Raw genomic sequence first — 22392 nt, forward strand, 5'->3', positions numbered from 1 at the left:
GAGGAGGGGGCGGCGCGGGCGGAGTGCCATGGCCTGCCCATTCGATTTTTCATGACACCAAATTTTAGTTTTTCCGCGCCGAATGTACAGAGCCCCGGCGCGGCGAGACGCCGCGTTGGCGCACCTGCCCATTACCCGGAGATCGCAAATTTAATGGCGACCCGCACTTACCTGGCGGCGGCAGCGTTTTGGCGGAGTCCTGGCGATGCACGCCGGGCACGCAGTCGAAATCGGTGCCGGCGCAAAGATGATGCGGGCGACGAGTCCGCCGGCATCCTCGCGATGACAAGGCTCTGTCTGAGTCGTGCGACTGCGCCGGGTGCGATCGGAGTAGTGTCGATTTTTCGGCGGCACTTCGAATATGACCACACCGAGATCATGTGATCGCCGACTCGCAGAGATTTGGCTATTCGGGCCGGAGACGGGACGTCGCAATGACGCTGGAAGTTGCACCGCTCGGCTATGTCGGGCTACCCGGCAACTCGCTCGGCTAGCCGTGGCGATCCAAGAGCAACTGCTCGCAGCCGTCGACGGCCACCGTGGGGCCAAAGCCGCCGACCGTCTGTGCGAGGCTTGCGTGGTCCTCCTCGACATCGACGCCGCAGCGCTGTCCCTGATTTTTGACGGCGCCACGACTGGGACGCTTGGCTCCAGCAGCGATTCGGCCCGCAGACTCGACGAAGTCCAGTTCACCGTTGGGGAAGGTCCTTGCGTTGACTCCATCGCCCAGCGAAGGCCCGTCCTCGTCGTCGACCTCGTCGACCTCGGCGACCGCCGCTGGCCCGCCTTCGGCCCGGAGATGCTCGCCCATCAGATTCGCGCCGTCTTTGCCTTGCCCGTCGTCGTCGCCGGTGAGTACATCGGCGCCCTCGACCTCTTTCGCCACCAGCCCGGCCCCCTCGACCGCGTGAACTTCGCCGGTGCCGTCGCCGCCGCCGAAGTTGCCGGTATCCCTCTGCTCGATCTCCTCAGCGCCGACCTCCAAGCCGCCATCGGGGATCCGGGAAGCAACGCCTGGGCCGATCTCAACTCGCTGTCGCGCGCTGAGGTTGGCCAGGCCACCGGGATGCTCGTGGCCCAACTCGATATCGATCCTGCCGAGGCGCTCGTCCGGCTACGCGCACACGCCTACGCCACCGGCCGCAGCGCCACCGACGTCGCCCGCGACATCCTTGACCGCCGACTCAAGCTCGAATCCGATTGAAACACCGAGGAGGGCAACGTGACCGACACCCCACATGAGACCCGTGTCCTGGCAGCCGTGGTCGGCCTTGTCGACAGCCTGCTCGACGACTTCGACGTCGTCGACCTGCTCACCGAGCTCACCCAGCGTTGCGCCGAACTGCTAGACATCTCGGCCGCGGGGTTCCTACTGGCAGACCCCCTAAAACAGCTCCGCCTGCTGGCGGCCACCTCCGAGCAAGCCCGTGAAGTCGAACTCTTCCAACTGCAGGCCGACGAGGGCCCATGCGTGGACTGCTATGCCACTGGCCAACCCGTCTCGGTCGCCGACGTGCGGGCCGAGACCGATCGCTGGCCTCGGTTCGCGACGGCCGCGCGCGATGCCGGTTTCGCGTCGGTGCATGCCGTTCCCATGCGCGCGGCCGGCGCCGTACTCGGCGCCCTCGGCCTGTTCGGCAGCCGCCCCGGCACGCTGACTGACGCCGACCTACTTGTCGCCCAAACGCTTACGCATATCGCGTGCGTCGCGATTGTTCAGCAGCATCCGCTCACACCGGCCGGTGTGCTCCCACAGCTGCGGTCGGCACTTGCTAGCCGCGTCACGATCGAGCAGGCCAAGGGCCTCCTGCGTGAGCGCCTGGACGTCGAAGTCGAAGAAGCGTTCGCCATCTTGCGTACCTACGCCCGCCGTCGGAAAGAACACCTCACCGACGTCGCCCAGCGGTTGATGACGGAGCGCCAGCTCCGCCCCGCACTCATATCCGCGTTGTCGGAACTCGCGCGCTAACCCCGGCGGGCGCGGGCCCGCCGGGCGGCCTCCTCGACCAGACTTTCGGCCATGATGTGCAGCTTGACGTTCTGATGTTGGCTGAGCTCGCTGAGCCGCTCGAATGCCTCCTCAGCGTCGACGCCGGAGCGGCTGCGGATGATCCCGATCGCCTGATCGATGACCGCCCGGCTCACCAATGCCCGTTGGAGTCGCTCCGTCCGCTCCCGCGCACTCGCTAATAATTGCGCGTGGTACACGGACACCGCCGCCGGCCGCGCGAACTGCGATCCGAGCTCCACGGCGTGATCTGCGAACGCGTCGCGGCCATACGCATACGAGTTGATGGCACCGATCACCTGCTCGTCGACCACCAGCGGCAGGGCCAGCACGGAGTGCACCCCCATCCGGGCCACCCGACCGCCGAAGTGCGGCCAGCGCGGATCGCTCCCGAGCGATCCGCTGACCGTAGGGCGCTTCGAGCGCATGCAGGTGATGCAGGGCCCCTCATCGAGGTCTTCGTACTGGGCGGTGTCGATCTCTTCCACGAACGCCGCCGTCACCGCCCACGTCTGGATCTGCGGTCGGTAGTGATTCGACTTGATCAACGTCACGCCGACGCCGTCCGCTGCCGGGATGGCGCGCGCCGCGAATTCAGCCACATCGCTGAGGATTTCGCCTACCTGACGCGCGTCGGCCACGATCCCGGCCACCCCGCTCAACCCGGCGTGCATATCGACTTCGTCCGCTTCGAGCTGCGCCCGCGACAAGGCGGGCTGGGTTCGCTCGCGGCCAGGTTGGGCATCGTAGTCAGGCATGGTCACAGCCATTTTATGCCTTCGATGCGGGGCCGATCAGTTGACGAGTGCCAGCGCGTGCGCGCGACGCAGCTTTCCCGACGGTGTCTTGGGGATCATCCCCGGCGCCAGCACCACGACGCTGCGGGGCCGCACATCGACCTCGGCGAACACCTCGTGCGCCACCTGCTGCTCGATGCGCCGCACTTCTGCGGGATGCCTCCATTCCTTCGACTCGACCGCCACCGCGAACGTCTCGCGGGACAGCCCGGCGTCCAACCGCACCGCCACGGCACCACCCGGCCGGACTCCAGGCACCCGAGCGCCGGCGCGTTCGATGTCGGCCGGGTAGATCTTGCGGCCGGCCATGATGATGACGTCCTTGACCCGGCCGCAGACCACTATGTTGCCGTCTTCGGTCACATAGCCCAGGTCCCCGGTGTCATACCACCCCTGATCGTCTTGCGCCGCAACCAGACCGGCCACGGTGATGTATCCGTCGGTCACCGATTCGCCACGCACCTGGATGACGCCGACGCCGCGGGCCGACAGTACGCCACCGTCCTCGTCGACGATCCGCACCGACGTGCCTTCCAGCGGCCGGCCGAGACAGGTCAGCCGTCGGGTGCGGCCTTTGGTCGCGGGGATTGCCCGATGCAGGACCGCGAGCATGTCGGCGTCCACCTCGTCGACGGCCATTCCGCCGCCGCACTCGGTGAACGAGACCGCTACCGTCGTTTCCGCCATGCCGTACGCGGGAACGATCGCCTGCGGCTTCAGCCCGAACGGCGCGCCGGCGTCGCAGAGGTCCTCCACGTCGGATGGGTTCACCTGTTCGGCGCCCGACAGCGCCCACCGCAGCGACGACAGATCGAACTGCCCGGGTACCGCCTGCCGACGCAGCCGCTTGGCGAACAGGTTATAGGCGAAGTTAGGCGCAGCCGTCATGGTGCCCTTGTACTTGTCGATTAGCTTGCCCCACAACAAGACATCCCGCAAAAAGTCCATTGGAGTGATCTTGACCAGCTCGACACCGTAGTACATCGGAACCGTCAGATAGCCTGTCATGCCCATGTCGTGGAAACACGGCAGCCAGCTGACGATCACGTCGTTGTCAGCGTCGACATTCGCGCCGACGAACATTGCCTCGGCATTGGCCACGACGTTCGCGTGAGTAATCCGGACCGCCTTCGGGGCACCTGTGGAGCCCGAAGTCAACTGCAGAAATGCGACGTCATCGTCGTCGCTGTCGACCGGGTCGATCGCCTGACTGTGGAGAAGCTGCTCAATGGTCAGCACGCTCATGCCCGATCCGGTCAGCAATGGCGCCGCGGGCAGGAACGGTTCCGAGACCAAAACCACCTTGGCACCGATCATCTCGATGACAGCGGTGGTCTCCGCGATCCAGCGCTGCTGGTCGGTTCGCGGGGTCGGCTGATGCAACATCGTGAGACTGGCGCCGCGCATCCAGATGGCCTGGGAAGCCGGCGCGATCTCACTCGGCGCCCCGGCCAGCACGGCGACCGCGTCACCGTGTCCGACTCCTGCCGCGGCCAGGCCGCCGGCAACCTGGCGGGCTCGCTGGTGTACCTCCATCCAGCTATGCCGGATTGGAGCATGAGGTTCGCCAGTGACCATGCCCTTCAAGCTCCACTGGGCGCTGGCGAACATCGTGTCGGTAAATGTGCTCACGGAAGTCCCTCTTGCTCCGGTGCGGCCGCTCGGTGCGTTCGCCCTCCGCGACGCGGTGAGAACGGCGAGAACAGGGGACAGGCCTGAGGACACCGGTGGTCTTAGGGCAAAGGGCTCGTTTTGCCGACACGCCCCCGAGGAGTAGCACGCTGAGTCTGTCGGCTTACGTCGAAGTTCATCGCAGGCCGGCGGGGAAGTTCAGATCGCCGCCGTGACGTTTCCGAAGGCTGGAGAATCAACCAAACTCGACCGTACCGTCTGGCGCGCATGATTGCAGCACTAACCGCGAAAGCGGTTGCATTGACCAGAAGAAGGCCACGACCGGCGCGACGCACCGTCCCGTGCTCGAAACCGATGGCCGTAGCCCTTCTGCTATTCGCTGCCAACGGGATATGCTGCAACGAGCGACGGAATTAGGGCCGGTTGCGTCCGCTTTTCCGATGCGAGATGACCGTCGGTGCAACTGTGGTGTTAAGCAGTCAGCATCAGACTGGCCGTCGTCGACTCTGGCCGTGTGCACAAACGCGGCAACTCCCGCACAGGTTGCCAGCACGCTGTCGTGGGTACACCTCGCCGGCATCATGCCGCGTGGAGCATCGCCGTGACGTCGGCGGCGTGGCCACACCAGACGGTATACCGTCACTGGCCATGCCAACACAGATCGTCGTCGCCGCAGCGATCATCTGTGGCCCAACCCTGTTGGTCGCGCAGCGCATTCGGCCGCCGGAGCTGGCCGGCCGTTGGGAGCTGCCCGGCGGCAAGGTCGCGCCCGGCGAAACCGAGCCCGACGCGCTGGCCCGCGAGCTGGCCGAGGAACTGGGCCTTCATGTCGGCGACATCGCGGTGGGTGACCGCCTGGGCGCCGACATCGCGCTGAACGAGACGACGACGCTGCGGGCCTATCGGGTTGCGCTGCTTGGCGGGGAACCGCACCCGCGCGACCACCAGGCGCTGCGGTGGGTCACCGCGGCGGAACTGAACGATGTCGACTGGGTGCCCGCGGATCGCGGCTGGCTGGAGGACCTGGCTCGAGCGCTGTGAGCGGGCTCATAACAAGTCCACAGGCTGCATGCAGGCAACCTTCAGCGCTATCGCAGCAGACACGCGTGAAATCGGAAGGTACGAGCCCCAAAAAACCGTAACGTCGATGTGCATGCCCGAAGTGATTCCGATGCCAGTTCGGACGACGTGGCCATGGCCGCCATGCCGGGCCCCGCGTCGCCGTGTCGGAAAAGCGCGGAATGACGGCGCCGGTTTTCCCTAACGCCCGCGTCCGGGTTCCGAGCACTCGAACCCAACGGCGAACTTTCACGTGGATCTACTAGGGAGGCTTTTTCTTGACTGTCACACCTCACGTTGGTGGACCGCTCGAGGAGCTACTGGAACGCAGTGGGCGATTCTTCACCCCGGGCGAGTTCTCCTCGGATTTGCGCACCGTCACCAGGCGCGGCGGCCGCGAGGGCGACGTTTTCTACCGCGACAGGTGGAGCCACGACAAGGTGGTCCGGTCCACGCACGGGGTGAACTGCACCGGTTCGTGCTCGTGGAAGATCTACGTCAAGGACGGGATCATCACCTGGGAAACCCAGCAGACCGACTATCCGTCGGTGGGCCCGGACCGGCCCGAATACGAGCCGCGCGGTTGCCCGCGCGGTGCGTCGTTCTCCTGGTACAGCTACTCGCCCACCCGGGTGCGTTATCCCTACGCCCGTGGCGTGCTGGTCGAGATGTTTCGAGAGGCCAAGACGCGGCTGGGCGACCCCGTGCTGGCCTGGGCCGACATTCAGGCCGACCCGGAGCGCAGGCGCCGCTATCAGCGGGCGCGCGGCAAGGGCGGGCTGGTGCGGATCAGTTGGGCCGAGGCCACCGAACTGATCGCGGCGGCCCACGTGCACACGATCAAGACCTACGGCCCCGACCGGGTCGCCGGTTTCTCGCCGATTCCGGCGATGTCGATGGTGTCCTACACCGCCGGCTCGCGGTTCTACGAGCTGATCGGCGGCGCCATGACGTCGTTCTACGACTGGTACGCCGATCTTCCGGTGGCCTCCCCGCAGGTGTTCGGCGACCAGACCGACGTGCCCGAGTCCGGGGACTGGTGGGACGCGGCGTACTTGATGATGTGGGGATCCAACGTCCCGATCACCCGGACCCCGGACGCGCACTGGATGGCCGAGGCGCGCTATCGCGGCACCAAGGTGGTGACCGTCAGCCCCGACTACGCCGACAACACCAAGTTCGCGGACGAGTGGATGCCGTGCGCCGCCGGCACCGACGGGGCGCTGGCCATGGCGATGGGCCACGTCATCCTGTCGGAATGCTATGTGCGCAACCAGGTTCCGTTCTTCGCCGACTTCGCGCGCCGCTACACCGACCTGCCGTTTTTGATCAAGCTCGAACAACGCGGCGACCTGCTGGTGCCCGGCAAGAACCTCACGGCCGCAGACATCGGCGAGGCCGTCGAGAACGCCGCGCTCAAACCGGCTCTGCTCGACGAGGCGACGAATTCCGTTGTAGTGCCCCAGGGCTCGCTCGGGTTCCGCTACGGCGAGGACGGCGTCGGCAAGTGGAACCTGGACCTCGGCGACCTGACGCCGGCGCTCAGTGTCCTGGGGTCCGACGACACCGCGCTGGTCCACCTGCCCAGCTTCGACACGGTGAACGGCGAGGGCGGCACGCTGGCGCGCGGGGTGCCGGTGCGACGCGTCGGTAAACACTTGGTGTGCACCGTCTTCGACCTGATGCTCGCCCAATATGGGGTGGCGCGCCCCGGGTTGCCCGGCGACTGGCCCGCCGGCTACGACGACCCGACGCACCAGAACACCCCGGCCTGGCAGGAGCCCATCACCGGTGTGTCGGCCGGGCAGGCGATCCGGGTCGCCAAGGAATTCGCCCGCAGCGCAGAGGAATCCGGCGGGCGTTCGATGATCATCATGGGCGGCGGCATCTGCCACTGGTTCCACAGCGACGCGATCTACCGCTCGGTGCTGGCGCTGTTGATGCTGACCGGGTCGATGGGCCGCAACGGCGGCGGATGGGCGCACTACGTCGGCCAGGAAAAGGTGCGTCCGCTCACCGGCTTTCAGACCATGGCGATGGCCACCGACTGGTCACGGCCGCCGCGGCAGGTGCCCGGCGCCTCGTACTGGTACGTGCACACCGACCAATGGCGCTACGACGGCTACGGGGCCGACAAGCTGGCCAGCCCGGTGGGCCGCGGCAGGTTCGCGGGCAAGCACACGATCGACCTGCTGGCGTCGTCGGTGGCGATGGGCTGGAGCCCGTTCTACCCGCAGTTCGACCGGTCCAGCCTCGAGGTCGCCGACGAGGCGCGCGCCTCGGGCGGCGACGTCGCCGAGTACGTCGCCGAGCAGCTCGGCCGGCGCGCGCTCAAACTTGCCGTGACCGATCCCGACAACCCGGCCAACTGGCCGCGGGTGCTTACCGTGTGGCGGGCCAACCTGATCGGCTCGTCGGGCAAGGGCGGCGAGTATTTCCTGCGTCATCTGCTGGGGACCGATTCCAATTCACAGCCGCCGGAGGACGGGGTGCGCCCCGTCGATGTGACGTGCGATCGCGAAATCCCCGAGGGCAAGCTCGATTTGATGATGTCGATCGACTTCCGGATGACCTCGACGACGTTGGTATCCGACGTGGTGCTGCCGGCCGCGACCTGGTACGAAAAGGCCGACCTGTCCAGCACCGACATGCACCCCTATGTGCACGCGTTCAGCGCCGCCACCGACCCGCCTTGGGAAACCCGTTCGGATTTCGACGCTTTCGGTGCCATCGCCCGCGCGTTCAGCGCGATGGCCAAGGACCACCTGGGCACCCGCAGCGACGTGGTGCTCACCGCGCTGCAGCACGACACCCCCGATGCGATGGCCTATCCCGACGGCACGGAGCGGGATTGGTTGCGGGGCGGTGCCACCCCGGTGCCGGGGCGCACGATGGCCAAGGTCACCGTCGTCGAGCGCGATTACACCGCCATCTACGACAAGTGGCTCACCTTGGGCCCGCTCGTCGACCAGTTCGGGGTGACCACCAAGGGCGTCACGGTGCATCCCTTCCGTGAGGTCGAGGAATTGGCCGCCCGGTTCGGCGTGATGAATTCCGGCGTGGCTGCGGGCCGCCCGGCCATCACGACGGCGAGTCGGATGGCCGACGTGCTGCTGCTGCTGTCGGGGACGACCAACGGCAGGCTGGCCGTCGAGGGCTTCCGGGAGCTGGAGAAGCGCACCGGCCAGCGGCTGGCGCACCTGGCCGAGGGCAGCGAGGAGCGCCGCATCACCTACGCCGACACCCAGGCGCGCCCGGTCCCGGTGATCACCAGCCCGGAATGGTCGGGCAGCGAGACCGGCGGACGCCGCTACGCGCCGTTCACGATCAACATCGAGAACCTCAAACCGTTCCACACGCTCACCGGGCGGATGCACTTCTACCTGGCGCACGACTGGGTGGAGGAACTCGGCGAGCACCTGCCCGTCTTTCGCCCGCCGCTGGACATGACCCGGCTGTTCGGTCAGCCGGAGCTGGGCCCGACCGACGACGGCGTCGGCCTGACCGTGCGTTATCTGACCCCGCACTCGAAGTGGTCGTTCCACTCCACCTACCAGGACAACCTGTACATGTTGTCGCTGTCGCGCGGCGGACCGACGATGTGGATGAGCCCCGGCGACGCGGCGAAAATCGGGGTGCGCGACAACGATTGGGTCGAGGCGGTGAACGTCAACGGCATCTACGTGTGCCGGGCGATCGTCTCGCACCGGATGCCCGACGGCGTGGTCTACGTCTACCACGTTCAGGAACGCACGGTCGACACCCCGCGCACCGAGGCCAACAATAAGCGCGGCGGCAACCACAACGCGCTGACCCGGGTGCGCATCAAGCCCAGCCACCTCGCCGGCGGCTACGCCCAGCATTCGTTCGGGTTCAACTACCTGGGCCCCACCGGCAACCAGCGCGACGAGGTGACGGTGGTGCGGCGTCGCAGCCAGGAGGTGACGTACTAGTGAAGGTCATGGCGCAACTGGCGATGGTGATGAACCTCGACAAGTGCATCGGCTGCCATACCTGCTCGGTCACCTGCAAGCAGGCTTGGACCAACCGCGGCGGCACCGAATACGTGTGGTTCAACAACGTCGAAACCCGTCCGGGGCAAGGCTACCCGCGCACCTACGAGGACCAGGAGCGCTGGCGCGGCGGCTGGATCCGCGACAAGAAGGGCCGGCTGCGGCTGCGCGACGGCGGTCGCATCAGGAAGCTGCTGCGGATCTTCGCCAACCCCAAGCTGCCCACCATCGACGAGTACTACGAGCCGTGGACCTACGACTACGAGAACCTGACGACGGCCCCGGCGGGTGACACCTTCCCCACGGCCGCCCCCAGGAGCATGATCACCGGCGAGCCGATGAAGGTTTCGTGGGGACCGAACTGGGACGACAACCTGGCCGGGTCACCCGAAATCCTTTCGGGAGACCCGATTCTGAAGAAGGTCAGTGAGGAGGTCACCCTCAAGCTCGAAGAGACCTTCATGTTCTACCTGCCGCGCATCTGCGAGCACTGCCTCAACCCGTCCTGCGTGGCCTCGTGCCCGTCGGGCGCGATGTACAAGCGCAGCGAGGACGGCATCGTGCTCGTCGACCAGGACCGCTGCCGCGGCTGGCGGATGTGCGTGTCCGGATGCCCTTACAAGAAGGTGTATTTCAACCACAAGACCGGCAAGGCGGAGAAGTGCACCATGTGCTACCCGCGCATCGAGGTCGGTCTGCCGACCATCTGCTCGGAGACGTGCGTGGGGCGGCTGCGCTACCTCGGGCTGGTGCTCTACGACGCCGACCGGGTGCTTCAGGCCGCGTCGGTCCAAGACGACAAAGACCTCTACGAGGCGCAGCGCCGGATCCTGTTGGACCCCAGCGATCCCGAGGTCATCGCCGCCGCTCGCGCCGAGGGTATCGCCGACGAGTGGATCGAGGCCGCGCAGCGCTCCCCGGTGTACGCGCTGATCAACAAGTTTAAGGTGGCGCTGCCGTTGCACCCGGAATACCGGACCATGCCGATGGTCTGGTACATCCCGCCGCTGTCGCCGGTGGTCGACGCCGTCAGCCGCGACGGGCACGATGGCGAGGAACTGGGCAACCTGTTCGGCGCGCTGGACGCGCTGCGCATCCCGATGCAATACCTCGCCGAGCTGTTCACCGCCGGGGACACCCACGTCGTCGAGGGTGTGTTGCGCCGGCTGGCCGCGATGCGCTCCTACATGCGCGACATCAACCTCGGCCGGGAGACCCAGCCGCACATCCCGCACGCCGTCGGCATGACCGAAGAAGAGATCTACGACATGTACCGGCTGCTCGCGATCGCCAAATACGAAGAGCGGTACGTCATTCCGACCGCCTTCAGCCCACAGGCCCAGGATCTGGAGGAAATGGGCTGCTCGTTGTGGGGCGAGGGCGGGCCGGGGATGTACGAATCCGGTCCGTTCGGCGGGGGCAGCGGGGCCCCGGTGCCGGTGGCGGTGGAGACCTTCCACGCCACCAAACAGCGCCAGCTGGGCGGGGGCGGTCGCACGCGAGTGAATCTGCTCACGTGGGACGGCGACGGCGTGCCCGAGGGGCTGTTCCCGGAGGGCAGGCGATGAGGCTGCTGGCCCAGGTCCGGGAGCGGTCAGCCAGCCGGACGATGCAGGACCGGCTGGTGTGGCTGGCGGCATCGCTGCTGCTCGCCTATCCGGATGACGGGCTGGCCGAGCGGCTCGACACCGTCGACGAACTGCTGGGCCACATCGGCGGTCTGGCGGCGGCGCTGCTGCAGCGGACGGTCTCGGCGCTGCGCGCCCTCGAACCGATGGCCGCTGCGACGGGCTACGTCGAGACCTTCGACATGCGCCGGCGCAACACCATGTACCTGACCTACTGGACCGCCGGGGACACCCGCAACCGCGGCCGGGAGATGTTGGCGTTCGCCACCGCCTACCGCGACGCGGGCGTCGAACCGCCCCGCGCCGAGGCGCCGGACCACCTGCCCGTCGTCCTCGAATTCGCCGCCACCGTCGACCCCGACGTTGGGCGCCGCCTGCTGATCGAGCACCGCGTGCCGATCGACGTGTTACGGGAAGCCCTGGCGGACGCCAAGTCGCCCTACCAGCACACCATCGCCGCGGTCTGCGAGACGCTGCCGGCCGCCACTGACCAGGATGCGCGCCGGGCGCAGCGATTGGCTCAGGCCGGCCCCCCGACGGAAGCCGTTGGGTTGCAACCGTTTACCTTGACCGTCCCGCCGAAGCGCACCAAGGGAGCCTGACTTGGTACACCTGAAGTTGATCGAAATCTTTTGGGACGACGTGCCTTACGTCGTGCTGGCGGCCGCGGCCGTCGGCACCTGGTGGCGGTACCGCTACGACAAGTTCGGCTGGACCACCCGTTCGTCGCAGATCTACGAGTCGAAGTTGTTGTCGATCGGCAGCCCGCTCTTCCACTTCGGCAGTCTGGCGGTGATCATGGGCCACGTCATGGGCCTGTTCGTCCCGGAATCCTGGACCCGCGCGGTCGGGATGAGCGATCACATCTATCACCTGCAGGCGCTGCTGCTCGGCGTGCCCGCCGGTTTCGCCACGCTGATCGGCATCGGACTGCTGATCTATCGGAGGCGCACGCACGGCGCTGTGTTCTTGGCCACCACCCGCAACGACAAGCTGATGTATTTGGTGCTCGCGTGCGCGTTGGTGGCGGGGCTGTGCTGCACCCTGGCGGGCGCCACGCACTTCGGCGAGCTGCACGATTACCGGCAGAAGGTGTCGGTCTGGTTCCGGTCGATCTGGCTGCTCGATCCGCGCGGAGACCTGATGGCCCACGCGGCGTTCTACTACCAGATACACGTGGCGATCGCGCTGGCGCTGTTCGCCCTGTGGCCGTTCACCCGGCTGGTGCACGCGTTCAGCGCCCCGATCGGCTATCTCTTTCGGCCCTACATCGTCTACCGCAGCCGTGACGTGGCCGACAATCACGAGCTGATCGGGTCGGCGCCGCGCCGCCGCGGCTGGTAGGGCCGGCAGACGATTGAGTGTGCGTCCTGGGCTTTGAGTGTGCGACCAGGGCGACGACACGCGACTTGGCGCACCGCCACCGCGCACTCAGCGCCGCCACCGCACACTCGACGCCGCCGAGCTGGCGCGCATCGGCCGGTTCGCTATCTGAGGCGCCCACTGCCAGAATCACCGACGTGCCATTCCGCAACGTCGCCATCGTCGCCCACGTCGACCACGGGAAAACCACCCTGGTCGACGCGATGCTGCGGCAGTCCGGGGCGCTGCACCACCGCGGCGACGACACCCAGGAACGCATCATGGACAGCGGTGACCTGGAGAAGGAAAAGGGCATCACGATCCTGGCCAAGAACACCGCCGTGCATCGGCATAACCCCGACGGCACGGTCACCGTGATCAATGTCATCGACACACCCGGGCACGCCGACTTCGGCGGCGAGGTGGAACGCGGTCTGTCCATGGTGGACGGGGTGCTGCTGCTGGTGGACGCGTCCGAGGGCCCGTTGCCGCAGACGCGGTTCGTGCTGCGCAAGGCGCTGGCCGCGCACCTGCCGGTCATCCTCGTCGTCAACAAGACCGACCGGCCCGACGCGCGGATCGCCGAGGTCGTCGACGCCAGCCACGACCTGCTGCTCGATGTGGCGTCGGACCTCGATGACGAAGCGGCCAAGGCCGCCGAGCATGCGCTGGGCCTGCCCACGCTGTACGCGTCGGGCCGCGCGGGCATCGCGAGCACCGACCAGCCGGCCGACGGCGAGGTGCCCGCGGGCGACAACCTCGACCCGCTGTTCGACGTGTTGATGGAGCACATCCCGGGGCCGTCGGGGGACCCGGAGGCGCCGCTGCAGGCGCTGGTGACCAACCTCGACGCGTCGGCGTTCCTCGGGCGCCTCGCGCTGATCCGCATCTACAACGGCAAGCTGCGCAAGGGCCAGCAGGTCGCCTGGATGCGCGAGGTCGACGGGGTGCCGGTCATCACCAGCGCCAAGATCACCGAGTTGCTCGCGACCGAGGGCGTCGAGCGCAGCCCCACCGACGAGGCGATCGCCGGCGACATCGTCGCCGTGGCCGGCCTGCCCGAGATCATGATCGGGGACACCCTGGCCGACCCCGATCACGCCCACGCGCTGCCGCGCATCACCGTCGACGAGCCGGCGATCTCGGTGACCATCGGGACGAACACCTCGCCGCTGGCCGGCAAGGTATCCGGTCACAAGCTGACCGCGCGGATGGTCCGCAACCGGCTGGACACCGAGCTGGTCGGCAACGTGTCGATCCGGGTGGTCGACATCGGCCGGCCCGACGCCTGGGAGGTGCAGGGCCGCGGCGAGCTCGCCCTGGCCGTGCTGGTCGAGCAGATGCGCCGGGAGGGTTTCGAATTGACGGTGGGCAAGCCGCAGGTGGTCACCAAGACCATCGACGGTCGGCTGCACGAGCCGTTCGAGGCGATGACGATCGACTGCCCCGAGGAATTCGTCGGCGCGATCACCCAGTTGATGGCCGCCCGCAAGGGCCGCATGGAGGAGATGACCAACCACGCGGCCGGCTGGGTCCGGATGGACTTCATCGTGCCCAGCCGCGGCCTGATCGGCTTCCGCACCGACTTCCTCACGATCACGCGCGGTACCGGCATCGCCAACGCCGTGTTCGACGGCTACCGCCCGTGGGCGGGGGAGATCCGGGCCCGCCACACCGGCTCGCTGGTGTCCGACCGCTCGGGCACCATCACGCCGTTCGCGCTCATCCAGCTCGCCGACCGGGGGCAGTTCTTCGTCGAGCCCGGACAGGACACCTACGAGGGCATGGTCGTCGGAATCAACCCGCGCGCAGAGGATCTCGACGTCAATGTGACCCGCGAGAAGAAGCTGACCAACATGCGGTCGTCGACCGCGGACGTCATCGAGACGCTGGCCAAGCCGCTCGACCTCGACCTGGAACAGGCCATGGAGTTCTGCGCGCAAGACGAATGCGTCGAGGTGACTCCCGAGTTCGTACGGGTGCGCAAGGTCGAGCTGGACGCCACCTCCCGGGCCCGTAGCCGCTCGCGGGCCAAGGCCCGGGGTTAGCGGCGCGTGGTCCGGCGGGCCGCTGGGCGCCTGCTCGATACCCTGATGGGCGTGCCAAGACCCGCCCGCCGCCTTTTCCTGACGGTCGGCGCGGTCGTCTCGCTGTTCGGGGTGGTGCTGGCGGCGTGCACGGTCAACCCGCCGCCGGCGCCGCAGAGCACCGACACGCCCCACAACTCGGCGCCACCGCCGCAGCGGCCGACCCAGATCATCATGGGCATCGACTCGATCGGCGCCGGGTTCAACCCGCATCTGCTGTCGGACCTGTCGCCGGTGAACGCGGCGATCAGCGCGCTGGTGTTGCCCAGCACGTTTCGGCCGGTGCCCGACCCCAACAGCCCGACGGGCTCGCGCTGGGAAATGGACCCGACCCTGCTGGTCTCCGCCGAGGTGACCAACCAGAACCCGTTCACGGTCACCTACAAGATCCGGCCCGAGGCCCAGTGGACCGACAACGCCCCGATCGCCGCAGACGACTTCTGGTACCTGTGGCGGCAGATGGTCAGCCAGCCCGGCGTGGTTGACCCGGCCGGATACGACCTCATCACCGGCGTGCAATCGCTCGAGGGCGGCAAGCAGGCCGTGGTCACCTTCGCGCAACCGTATCCGGCCTGGAAGGAGCTGTTCAGCAACATCCTGCCGGCGCACATCATCAAGGACGTGCCGGGCGGTTTCCTGGCCGGGCTGGCCCGCACGCTGCCCGTCACCGGCGGCCAGTTCCGGGTGGAGAGCATCGACCCGCAGCGCGACGAGATCCTGATCGCCCGCAACGACCGCTACTGGGGCCCGCCCGCCAAACCCGCGCTGATCCTCTTCCGCCGGGCCGGCGCGCCGGCCGCGCTGGCCGATTCCGTGCGCAACGGCGACACGCAGGTGGCCCAGGTGCACGGCGGCTCGGCGGCCTTCGCCCAGCTCTCGGCCATCCCGGACGTGCGGACCGCCCGGATCGTGACGCCACGGGTCATGCAGCTCACGCTGCGGGCCAGCGAGCCGAAGCTGTCCGATGCGCAGGTTCGCAAGGCGATCCTGGGCCTGCTCGACGTCGACCTGCTGGCGGCCGTGGGTGCGGGCAGCGACAACACCGTCACGCTGGACCAGGCCCAGATCCGCTCGCCGAGCGACCCCGGCTACGAGCCGACGGCGCCGCCCGCGATGACCACGCCCGCGGCGCTGGCGTTGCTGTCGGCGTCCGGCTATCAGATCGATTCCAACCCGTCGGCGTCACCGTCGCCCACCCCCGCGAGCCCCGGACCGCCGGAGGTCATCCGCGGCCGGATCAGCAAGGACGGCCAGCCGCTGTCGCTGGCCATCGGGGTGGCGGCGAATGACCCGACCTCGGTCGCGGTGGCCAACACGGCCGCCGACCAGCTCCGCAACGTCGGCATCGACGCGACCGTGCTGGCGCTGGACCCGGTGACGCTGTACCGCGACGCGCTGGCCAACAACCAGGTGGACGCGATCGTGGGCTGGCACCGAGCCGGGGGAAACCTGGCGACGTCGCTGGCCTCGCGCTACGGCTGCCCCGCGCTGCAGACGACGACGGTGTCGCCGTCCAGCACGCCGACCACCACGCCCGCCGCGGGCCCGCCGCCCGCGGGCCCGGGGACCACCGCCGCGACGTCTGCGGTGACGCCGACGCCGGCCCCGCCGCCCCCTCGGCCGCCCGAACCCGGCGCGCTGGTGCAGGCGCCGTCGAACCTCACAGGAATTTGCGATCGCAGCATCCAGTCGAACATCGACGCCGCGCTCAATGGCACCAAGAACATCAACGACGTGATCACCGCGGTCGAACCGCGGCTGTGGAACATGTCTACGGTGTTGCCGATCCTGCAGGACACCACGATCGTCGGGGCCGGGCCCAGCGTGCAGAACGTGAGCCTGACGGGAGCGGTGCCGGTCGGCATCGTCGGCGATGCTGGCCAATGGATCAAAACCGGGCCGTAACCGAGCATTCCAAAAATTGAAAACGGCCATTTTCTATGAATGGCCGTGCGCCGGCTGGCGTGGATCAAAAGTAACGAATTAATGACGAATTGATCGGAACGGATATCCACAAACTTCCTTAGCGCAAACGGGCGTTTTCAGCACGCCATTTCGATACGCTGCGGCCATCGCGACACCCGCCCGACCGGGCGACGGGGGGATAGCGACCATGGTGTGGTGAACCGGGGAGGTCAGTGTGTCGTTTCTCATCGCAGCGCCGGAGCTAATCGCCGATGCGGCAAGCAATTTGGCGAACCTTGGCTCCGCCATCGGCTCCGCCAACAGCGCGGCGGCCGCCGTGACGACCGGGTTGCTTCCCGCGGCCGCGGACGAGGTATCGGCGGAAATTGCCGCGCTCTTTTCCACGCATGCCGCGGGCTACCAGCAACTCAGCGCGCAGGCGGCGGTATTCCACCAGCAGTTCGTGCAAACTTTGACCGCCGGCGCGGGCAGCTATGCCGCGGCCGAGGTAAACGTTGTGCAGACGCTCGCGAGCGCGGTGCCCGCGCTGGGCATCGACTTCAGCGCTGGGCTCGCCGGCCTGGGGGCCAGCCTGAGCGCCGACCTCAACGCGCTCGGTGTCTCGCTCAACGCCGCGGTGTCGGGCAGCCTCGGTGGCAGCCTCGGGGCCAACCTCGGGGGACTGGCGCCCCTGGGTGCGGCGATCGCGACCAACGTGAACGGCGGGCTGACCGCGCTGGCGCAGACCGGTGGGGCGCTGGCCACCAACGTCGGCACCAGCCTCTCCGGCCTGGCGGGCGGCTTCAACGCCGCGCTGCCGGGCCTGCAGGCCAGCCTGAGCGGCGGCCTTTCCGGGCTTAACGCGTCGCTGAACGCCGCGTTGGCGGGCAGCCTGGGCGGCAGCCTTGCCGGGTTGGGGCCGCTCGGTGCCACGCTGGCCGCAAACTTCAGCAATGGGTTGTCGGGGTTGGTCCAGACCGGTAACGCGCTAGCGGCGAGCCTCAGCGCGGGGCTGCCCGGCCTGATCGGCGGCCTGAGCCTGGCGTTCCCGGGGCTCGCGGCCAGCCTGAGCGGCGGGCTTTCCGGGCTGAGCGCCTCGCTCAACGCCGCGCTGTCCGGCGGTCTTGGTGCCAGCCTTTCGGGGCTGGGGCCGCTCGGCGCGACGTTGGCCGCCGACATCGGCAGTGGCCTTTCGGGATTGGCGCAGACAGGCGGAGCGCTGGTCGGCAGCCTGACCGCCGGGCTGCCGGGGCTGAGCGGCGCGATCAACGCCGCGCTGTCGGGCGGGCTCGGGGGCAGCCTGTCGGGCCTCGGCGCCGCCCTGTCCGGTGCCCTGCAGACCGGTGGCTCGCTGATCGCCAACCTCACCGCCGGCCTGCCGGCGCTGATGGGCGGCTTTGCCCTGCCGGCCAACCTGAACGCCGCGCTCGCGGCGCTGGGCGGGGTCTTCGGCTTCAGTCCCAGCCTGGGCGCCAGCATCACCGCCGGCCTGTCGGGGCTCAGCGCCCAACTCAACGCCGCGCTGAACGGGGCCCTCAGCATCGGACTGGCCGGGCTGCCCACCTTGTTCGCCAACCTGGTGGCGCCCTGGCAGGTGCTGCTGACGGCGCCGAGCGTGCCCGCATTCCTCACCCAGTTGCAGGCGATGGAGCTCGGCTTCAACGGCGCGTTGATCACCAACGAGCTGGGCTTCAACGGGGCCCTGGTCGCCCAGGAGACGGCGCTGGAGACGGCCCTGTTCGGCGGCACTGGTGCCGTGGGCGGTGCGATCGACAGCTTCTTCAACTTCTGGAACACGGTGCTGGGCACCGGCGAGGTGACCTTCGACAGCCTGTTGGGTGCTCAGCTTCCGACCGGCGGCGCCATCCTCGCCAGCCTGGCGGTCGGCAGCCCGGCCAACCTGATCGCCGGCGGCGCGCTCGGCGGGTTCCTTGGCGCCGTGGACACCAAGTTCCTGTGGGACCTCAACGTCATCAGCGCGGTGGCGACCTCGCTGACCGGCAATGGCGGCCTGCAGGCCGCGTTGACCGCGGGGATCAACGCGGCCGGCCTGCAGGCGTCGCTGACCGCGGCGCTCAACGGATCGCTGTTGGCCGGGGTGCCCAACCTCGGGGTGGCGCTGGTGGCGGCGCCCACCGCGGGGCTGCAGGGCCTGGCTTCGGGCCAGCTCAACTTCCTGTCCAACCTGATTCCAGCGGAGGTCGGCTTCAACACCAACCTGGTGAACAGCGAAATCGCTTGGGAGTCAAGCACATTCGGAACCCCCATCGCGCTCAATGGTGGGCTGAACCGGCTCTTCAACGCGGGCAACCTGATCCTGGGCACCGGCGAGCAGACGGTGAACAGCTTCGTGGGCGGTATCCAGACGCCGGCCATCAGCACGCTGCTGACCGGTACCGCGGCGCAGGTGTTCAACGGCGGCAACATCGGCGGCATCGAGGGTATCTTCGACCAGACCCTGGCCGCGGGTGCCGATTTCGCCGGCTTGTTCCTGGGCTAACCCGTCGGGGCCGCCGCCCGCGGCGGGATCACGGTGTCGACGATGACCGCCAGGTCGCGCCGGTTCGGCGGCTCACCGGTGAGCATGAACTGATGGTTGATCAGCGCCGGCCCCACCCGCGCGGTCAGCGGTGTGACCGTGGCCGGGTCGAGGTCGCCGTCGTCGATGGCGGCCTGCAGGATCGCTTCGATGATCTTGAGGCGCGGGCACACCACGGCGTCCGCGAAGATGGCGCGCATTTCCGGTTCGTGCAGCAGTTGGTGGATGACGTCCAGTCCGGGGAAGCTGGTCTTGCCGGCCAGCATGTCGCGGTGCGCGGTGAACATCGTCAGCAACTTGTCCCGGGCCGGCCGGCCGGTGCGCAGCTCGGGCAGCGGCGGCAGGGCGTAGACCAGGGCTGCGTGCACGAGATCGTGCTTGCTGCACCAACGCCGGTACAGGGCGGCCTTGCCGGTGTGGGCGCGCGCCGCGATCCCTTCCATCGTCAGCCCGCCGTATCCCACTTCGGCCAGCTCCGCCAACGTGGCCTCGTACAGCGCACGTTCGAGCACTTCGCCGCGTCGGCGGCTCCGCGTGCTACTCCGGTCCTGGGTTAGCTGGGGCATTTCTCGATAGTAGCCGCCCGCGTTCCTATCCGCCGCACGCCCAGTCAGGCCAGCGGGTAGGGTGCGTCCATGCCCGAGACTCCGCGGCTGCTGTTCGTCCACGCGCACCCCGACGACGAGAGCCTCAGCAACGGCGCCACCATTGCGCACTACACCGCACGCGGGGCGCAGGTGCACGTCGTCACCTGCACCCTCGGCGAGGAGGGTGAGGTCATCGGCGACCGGTGGGCCGGGCTCGCCGCCGACCACGCCGACCAACTCGGTGGCTACCGAATCGGCGAGCTCACCAACGCATTGCGGGCGCTCGGCGTCAGCGCGCCCTGCTATCTCGGCGGCGCGGGACGGTGGCGCGACTCGGGCATGCAGGGCACCCCGAAACGGCTGCGCGACAGGTTCATCGACGCCGACGAGCGCGAGGCCGTCGGCGCGCTGGTCGCCATCATCCGCGCGCAGCGCCCGCACGTCGTCGTGACCTACGACCCCAACGGTGGTTACGGCCACCCCGACCACATCCACGCCCACACCGTCACGACGGCCGCCGTCGCGGCCGCGGGCTCCAGCGACGCGTATCCCGGCGAGCCCTGGGCGGTGCCGAAGTTCTACTGGACGGTGTTGGCGGAGAGCGCATTCCACGCCGGTTGGCGGGCGCTGGATCGCGAAGACCTGCTGCCCGGCTGGGAGATTCCGCCGCACGAGGAGTTCGACTTCGGATACGCCGACTCCGCCATCGACGCCGTCGTCGAGGCGGCCCCGGAAGCGCTCGCGGCCAAGACGGCCGCCCTGGCCGCGCACGCCACGCAGGTCGTCGTCGGCCCGACGGGCCGGGCCTGCGCCCTGTCGAACAACATGGCGCTGCCCATCGTCGCCGAGGAGCACTATGTCCTGGTGGGCGGCGCCGCGGGGGAGCGGGACGGGCGCGGGTGGGAAACGGACCTGCTCGCGGGGCTGGGTTTCACCGCCGCCGCAACGCGGTAAGCTGCGAAACAGGCAGCCACGGAAGGAATTCGCATGGACCCCGACCTGGACCCTAACCAGCAGCACTGGCAGGACCGCCTCGACAGCCTGCAGTGGGTCATCGGCTCGATCCTTGCCAACATCGACAGCGTCCCGACCTGACCGAAACGAAGCCACGCGCCGCGTCCGCTGAGGACGGCGGCGCGACAGATCCCGCGATTCGTTTCGTTGTCCTGGCGCTCCTGGCCGTCGACGGGATCCTGTCGGCACTCGCCGGCGCGCTGCTGCTGCCTACCTACATCGGCTCGATCCCGTTCCCCATCAGCGGGCTGCTCAGCGGGCTGCTCAACGCGGCGCTGGTCTGGGCCGCCGGGCAGTGGACCAAATCCGCGCGGGTGGCCGCGTTGCCGCTGTGGACATGGCTGCTCACGATCGCCGTGATGAGCATGGGCGGGCCCGCCGACGACGTGATCCTGGGCGGCCGGGGGCTGATGGCCTACGGGGCCCTGCTGCTGATCGCGCTGGGCGTAGCGCCGCCGGTGTGGGTGCTGTGGCGGCGCGGCCACCAACGCTGACAGGCCGCCTTAGGGGAAGAACGGCGGCAGCGGCGGGAGCGGCGGCAGGAAGCTCAAGAACCAGTTGATCTCGGTCTGGATGAAGTAGTTGATCGACGCCGTGGTGGCGTCGACGAAGTTGTTCAGCCCCTGGGCAAAGGTGATGGTGCCGCCCAGCCAGTCCAGGAGGTTGAACAGGCCGCTCTGCACCATGGGCTCGAACAGGTTGTAGACGTACATGATCTGTGGTGCCACGATCCAGCCGATCCAGGGCAGCCAGCCGGCCGCGTAGGAGGCCAGCTGGAAGCCGTACTGCACGTACGGCTCGATCAGCAGGTAGGCGTTCTCGATCGACTGCGCGATGGGAGCAAAAGCGTTCGCCGCCGACACCGCCGCGGCGTTGGTCACGGCGGCCGGCGCGAGGAGCGCGCTGGCCGCGGTCAGAGCCTTTATCCCGCCGGTGGGCCCCAGCAGCAGCGCGGCGGCCTGGCCGACGCCGCCGAACAGCCCGGCGCCGCCCAGAAGATTGGCGGAACCCGCCACGACGCTCTCGACCTCGGTGACCGCACCGGAGACGGCGTTGACGGCGGCGCCGGACACGGCGTTGATGGCCGCACCTGCCTGACCGGCGATCGCCTGGGCGCCGCCGCCGAGCAGCCCGGCACCGAGCACCCCCGCGCCGCCACCCAGGAAATTGGTGGAGCCCGCTACGACGCTTTCGACCTGGTTCACCGCGCCGGACACGGCGCCGCCGGCCACCGCGGCCGCACCGGAGACGCCGGTACCGCCGCCGCCGAGCAGCGCCGCGGCGGGGGCGTTGACCGCACCGGCGAGGTTCTGCGCCGCGTCGGCCTCGGCCGCCGCATACGCGCCGGCCCCGGCGCTCAGCGCCTGGACGAACTGCTCGTGAAACCCGGCGATTTGTGCGCTGACTTGCTGATATCCCATCCCATGCTCGGAAAGAAATGCGGCGACCTGCGCCGATACCTGATCGGCGGCGGCCGCCGCCACCGCGCTGGTCGGGACTGCCGCCGCGGTGTTGGCCGTGCTGAGGGTCGATCCGATGCCGAACAGGTCCGAAGCCGCTGCGGCCAGCGCCTCCGGATCGGCGAATAGGAACGACATCTAGCACCTCTCTGGGATACGACGGATGGTAACGCGGTCGCTGCTGGTAAGCGGGCAAGTCCGCCAAACACATAGCTAAGGGCCCCGCGGCGGCCGGCGAGCTGGGATGTCGACGGCGGGCCGCCGCCAGCCTGGCGCTACTGTTGCGCATATGGCACCGTTG

General features: G+C 68.5%; 17 protein-coding genes. 13 read left to right on the forward strand and 4 right to left on the reverse strand.

From position 1 onward, the window contains the following. From A5787_RS28165 to A5787_RS13885, 3 genes are all read left to right on the forward strand, one after another. Nucleotides 1-384: hypothetical protein (locus tag A5787_RS28165; RefSeq protein ID WP_231993979.1), on the forward strand; the 384-nt coding region annotated here is incomplete at its 5' end. A gap of 112 nt (nucleotides 385-496) precedes the next feature. Beyond that, the gene (locus A5787_RS13880) at nucleotides 497-1204 is read left to right on the forward strand and encodes a GAF and ANTAR domain-containing protein (RefSeq protein WP_066967575.1); all 708 of its coding nucleotides are present in this window, start codon (nucleotides 497-499) and stop codon (nucleotides 1202-1204) included. 18 nt (nucleotides 1205-1222) lie between these two features. Continuing rightward, a complete protein-coding gene (locus tag A5787_RS13885; protein WP_066967577.1) occupies nucleotides 1223-1969 on the forward strand; it encodes a GAF and ANTAR domain-containing protein in 747 nt (248 codons plus the stop codon). On the opposite strand, the gene A5787_RS13890 is transcribed toward A5787_RS13885, so the two are convergent. Both A5787_RS13890 and A5787_RS13895 read right to left on the reverse strand, forming a co-directional pair. Continuing rightward, the gene (locus tag A5787_RS13890; protein WP_066967580.1) at nucleotides 1966-2766 is read right to left on the reverse strand and encodes a GAF and ANTAR domain-containing protein; all 801 of its coding nucleotides are present in this window, start codon (nucleotides 2764-2766) and stop codon (nucleotides 1966-1968) included. The genes A5787_RS13885 and A5787_RS13890 overlap by 4 nt on opposite strands. 36 nt (nucleotides 2767-2802) lie before the next feature. Further along, nucleotides 2803-4437 carry a fatty acyl-AMP ligase gene (locus A5787_RS13895; protein ID WP_066967583.1) on the reverse strand — a complete coding sequence of 545 codons (1635 nt, stop codon included), beginning with the start codon at nucleotides 4435-4437 and terminating at the stop codon, nucleotides 2803-2805. 648 nt (nucleotides 4438-5085) lie between these two features. Here A5787_RS13895 and A5787_RS13900 point away from each other — a divergent pair. The 8 genes from A5787_RS13900 (at nucleotide 5086) to A5787_RS28610 (ending at nucleotide 18991) form a co-directional block, all read left to right on the forward strand. Next, complete coding sequence (locus A5787_RS13900; RefSeq protein WP_066967585.1) at nucleotides 5086-5478, forward strand: (deoxy)nucleoside triphosphate pyrophosphohydrolase; 393 nt, start codon at nucleotides 5086-5088, stop codon at nucleotides 5476-5478. A gap of 296 nt (nucleotides 5479-5774) precedes the next feature. Beyond that, complete coding sequence (locus tag A5787_RS13905) at nucleotides 5775-9449, forward strand: nitrate reductase subunit alpha (protein ID WP_066967587.1); 3675 nt, start codon at nucleotides 5775-5777, stop codon at nucleotides 9447-9449. Next, complete coding sequence (gene narH / locus A5787_RS13910) at nucleotides 9449-11077, forward strand: nitrate reductase subunit beta (protein WP_066967589.1); 1629 nt, start codon at nucleotides 9449-9451, stop codon at nucleotides 11075-11077. The genes A5787_RS13905 and narH overlap by 1 nt, the downstream gene beginning before the upstream one ends. Next, the gene (gene narJ / locus A5787_RS13915; RefSeq protein ID WP_066967601.1) at nucleotides 11074-11739 is read left to right on the forward strand and encodes a nitrate reductase molybdenum cofactor assembly chaperone; all 666 of its coding nucleotides are present in this window, start codon (nucleotides 11074-11076) and stop codon (nucleotides 11737-11739) included. The genes narH and narJ overlap by 4 nt, the downstream gene beginning before the upstream one ends. Nucleotide 11740: 1 nt before the next feature. Continuing rightward, nucleotides 11741-12481 carry a respiratory nitrate reductase subunit gamma gene (narI, locus tag A5787_RS13920; protein WP_156763939.1) on the forward strand — a complete coding sequence of 247 codons (741 nt, stop codon included), beginning with the start codon at nucleotides 11741-11743 and terminating at the stop codon, nucleotides 12479-12481. Nucleotides 12482-12657: 176 nt separating this feature from the next. After that, the gene (gene typA / locus A5787_RS13925; RefSeq protein ID WP_066967604.1) at nucleotides 12658-14547 is read left to right on the forward strand and encodes a translational GTPase TypA; all 1890 of its coding nucleotides are present in this window, start codon (nucleotides 12658-12660) and stop codon (nucleotides 14545-14547) included. 45 nt (nucleotides 14548-14592) lie between these two features. Then, nucleotides 14593-16491: an ABC transporter family substrate-binding protein gene (locus A5787_RS13930; RefSeq protein WP_197507122.1), complete on the forward strand. Its 1899-nt coding sequence runs from the start codon at nucleotides 14593-14595 to the stop codon at nucleotides 16489-16491. 235 nt (nucleotides 16492-16726) lie between these two features. After that, the gene (locus tag A5787_RS28610) at nucleotides 16727-18991 is read left to right on the forward strand and encodes a PE family protein (protein ID WP_066967611.1); all 2265 of its coding nucleotides are present in this window, start codon (nucleotides 16727-16729) and stop codon (nucleotides 18989-18991) included. On the opposite strand, the gene A5787_RS13940 is transcribed toward A5787_RS28610, so the two are convergent. Then, nucleotides 18988-19596, reverse strand: a complete 609-nt coding sequence (locus A5787_RS13940; protein WP_066967613.1) for a TetR/AcrR family transcriptional regulator — start codon at nucleotides 19594-19596, stop codon at nucleotides 18988-18990. The two genes, A5787_RS28610 and A5787_RS13940, sit on opposite strands and share 4 nt — an antisense overlap. 69 nt (nucleotides 19597-19665) lie before the next feature. Here A5787_RS13940 and mshB point away from each other — a divergent pair, with 69 nt between their 5' ends. Together mshB and A5787_RS13950 are read left to right on the forward strand one after the other, a co-directional pair. After that, nucleotides 19666-20571 carry an N-acetyl-1-D-myo-inositol-2-amino-2-deoxy-alpha-D-glucopyranoside deacetylase gene (mshB, locus tag A5787_RS13945; protein WP_066967616.1) on the forward strand — a complete coding sequence of 302 codons (906 nt, stop codon included), beginning with the start codon at nucleotides 19666-19668 and terminating at the stop codon, nucleotides 20569-20571. Nucleotides 20572-20663: 92 nt separating this feature from the next. Further along, complete coding sequence (locus A5787_RS13950) at nucleotides 20664-21125, forward strand: hypothetical protein (protein ID WP_066967620.1); 462 nt, start codon at nucleotides 20664-20666, stop codon at nucleotides 21123-21125. Between the two features lie 9 nt (nucleotides 21126-21134). Here the strand turns inward: A5787_RS13950 and A5787_RS28615 are convergent, their stop codons facing one another. Next, a complete protein-coding gene (locus A5787_RS28615) occupies nucleotides 21135-22229 on the reverse strand; it encodes a PE family protein (protein WP_066967623.1) in 1095 nt (364 codons plus the stop codon). Between the last annotated feature and the right edge of the window lie 163 nt (nucleotides 22230-22392).

This window comes from Mycobacterium sp. 852002-50816_SCH5313054-b (genome assembly GCF_001667185.1).
Taxonomy (GTDB): Bacteria; Actinomycetota; Actinomycetes; order Mycobacteriales; family Mycobacteriaceae; genus Mycobacterium.

Bases quoted from the DNA above. Each gene is read 5' to 3' on its own strand.
- A5787_RS13890 (WP_066967580.1), bottom strand. From the start codon at position 2,766: ATGCCTGACTACGATGCCCAACCTGGCCGCGAGCGAACCCAGCCCGCC.
- A5787_RS13900 (WP_066967585.1), top strand. From the start codon at position 5,086: ATGCCAACACAGATCGTCGTCGCCGCAGCGATCATCTGTGGCCCAACC.
- A5787_RS28615 (WP_066967623.1), bottom strand. From the start codon at position 22,229: ATGTCGTTCCTATTCGCCGATCCGGAGGCGCTGGCCGCAGCGGCTTCG.
- A5787_RS13930 (WP_197507122.1), top strand. From the start codon at position 14,593: ATGGGCGTGCCAAGACCCGCCCGCCGCCTTTTCCTGACGGTCGGCGCG.
- narJ (WP_066967601.1), top strand. From the start codon at position 11,074: ATGAGGCTGCTGGCCCAGGTCCGGGAGCGGTCAGCCAGCCGGACGATG.
- mshB (WP_066967616.1), top strand. From the start codon at position 19,666: ATGCCCGAGACTCCGCGGCTGCTGTTCGTCCACGCGCACCCCGACGAC.
- A5787_RS13940 (WP_066967613.1), bottom strand. From the start codon at position 19,596: ATGCCCCAGCTAACCCAGGACCGGAGTAGCACGCGGAGCCGCCGACGC.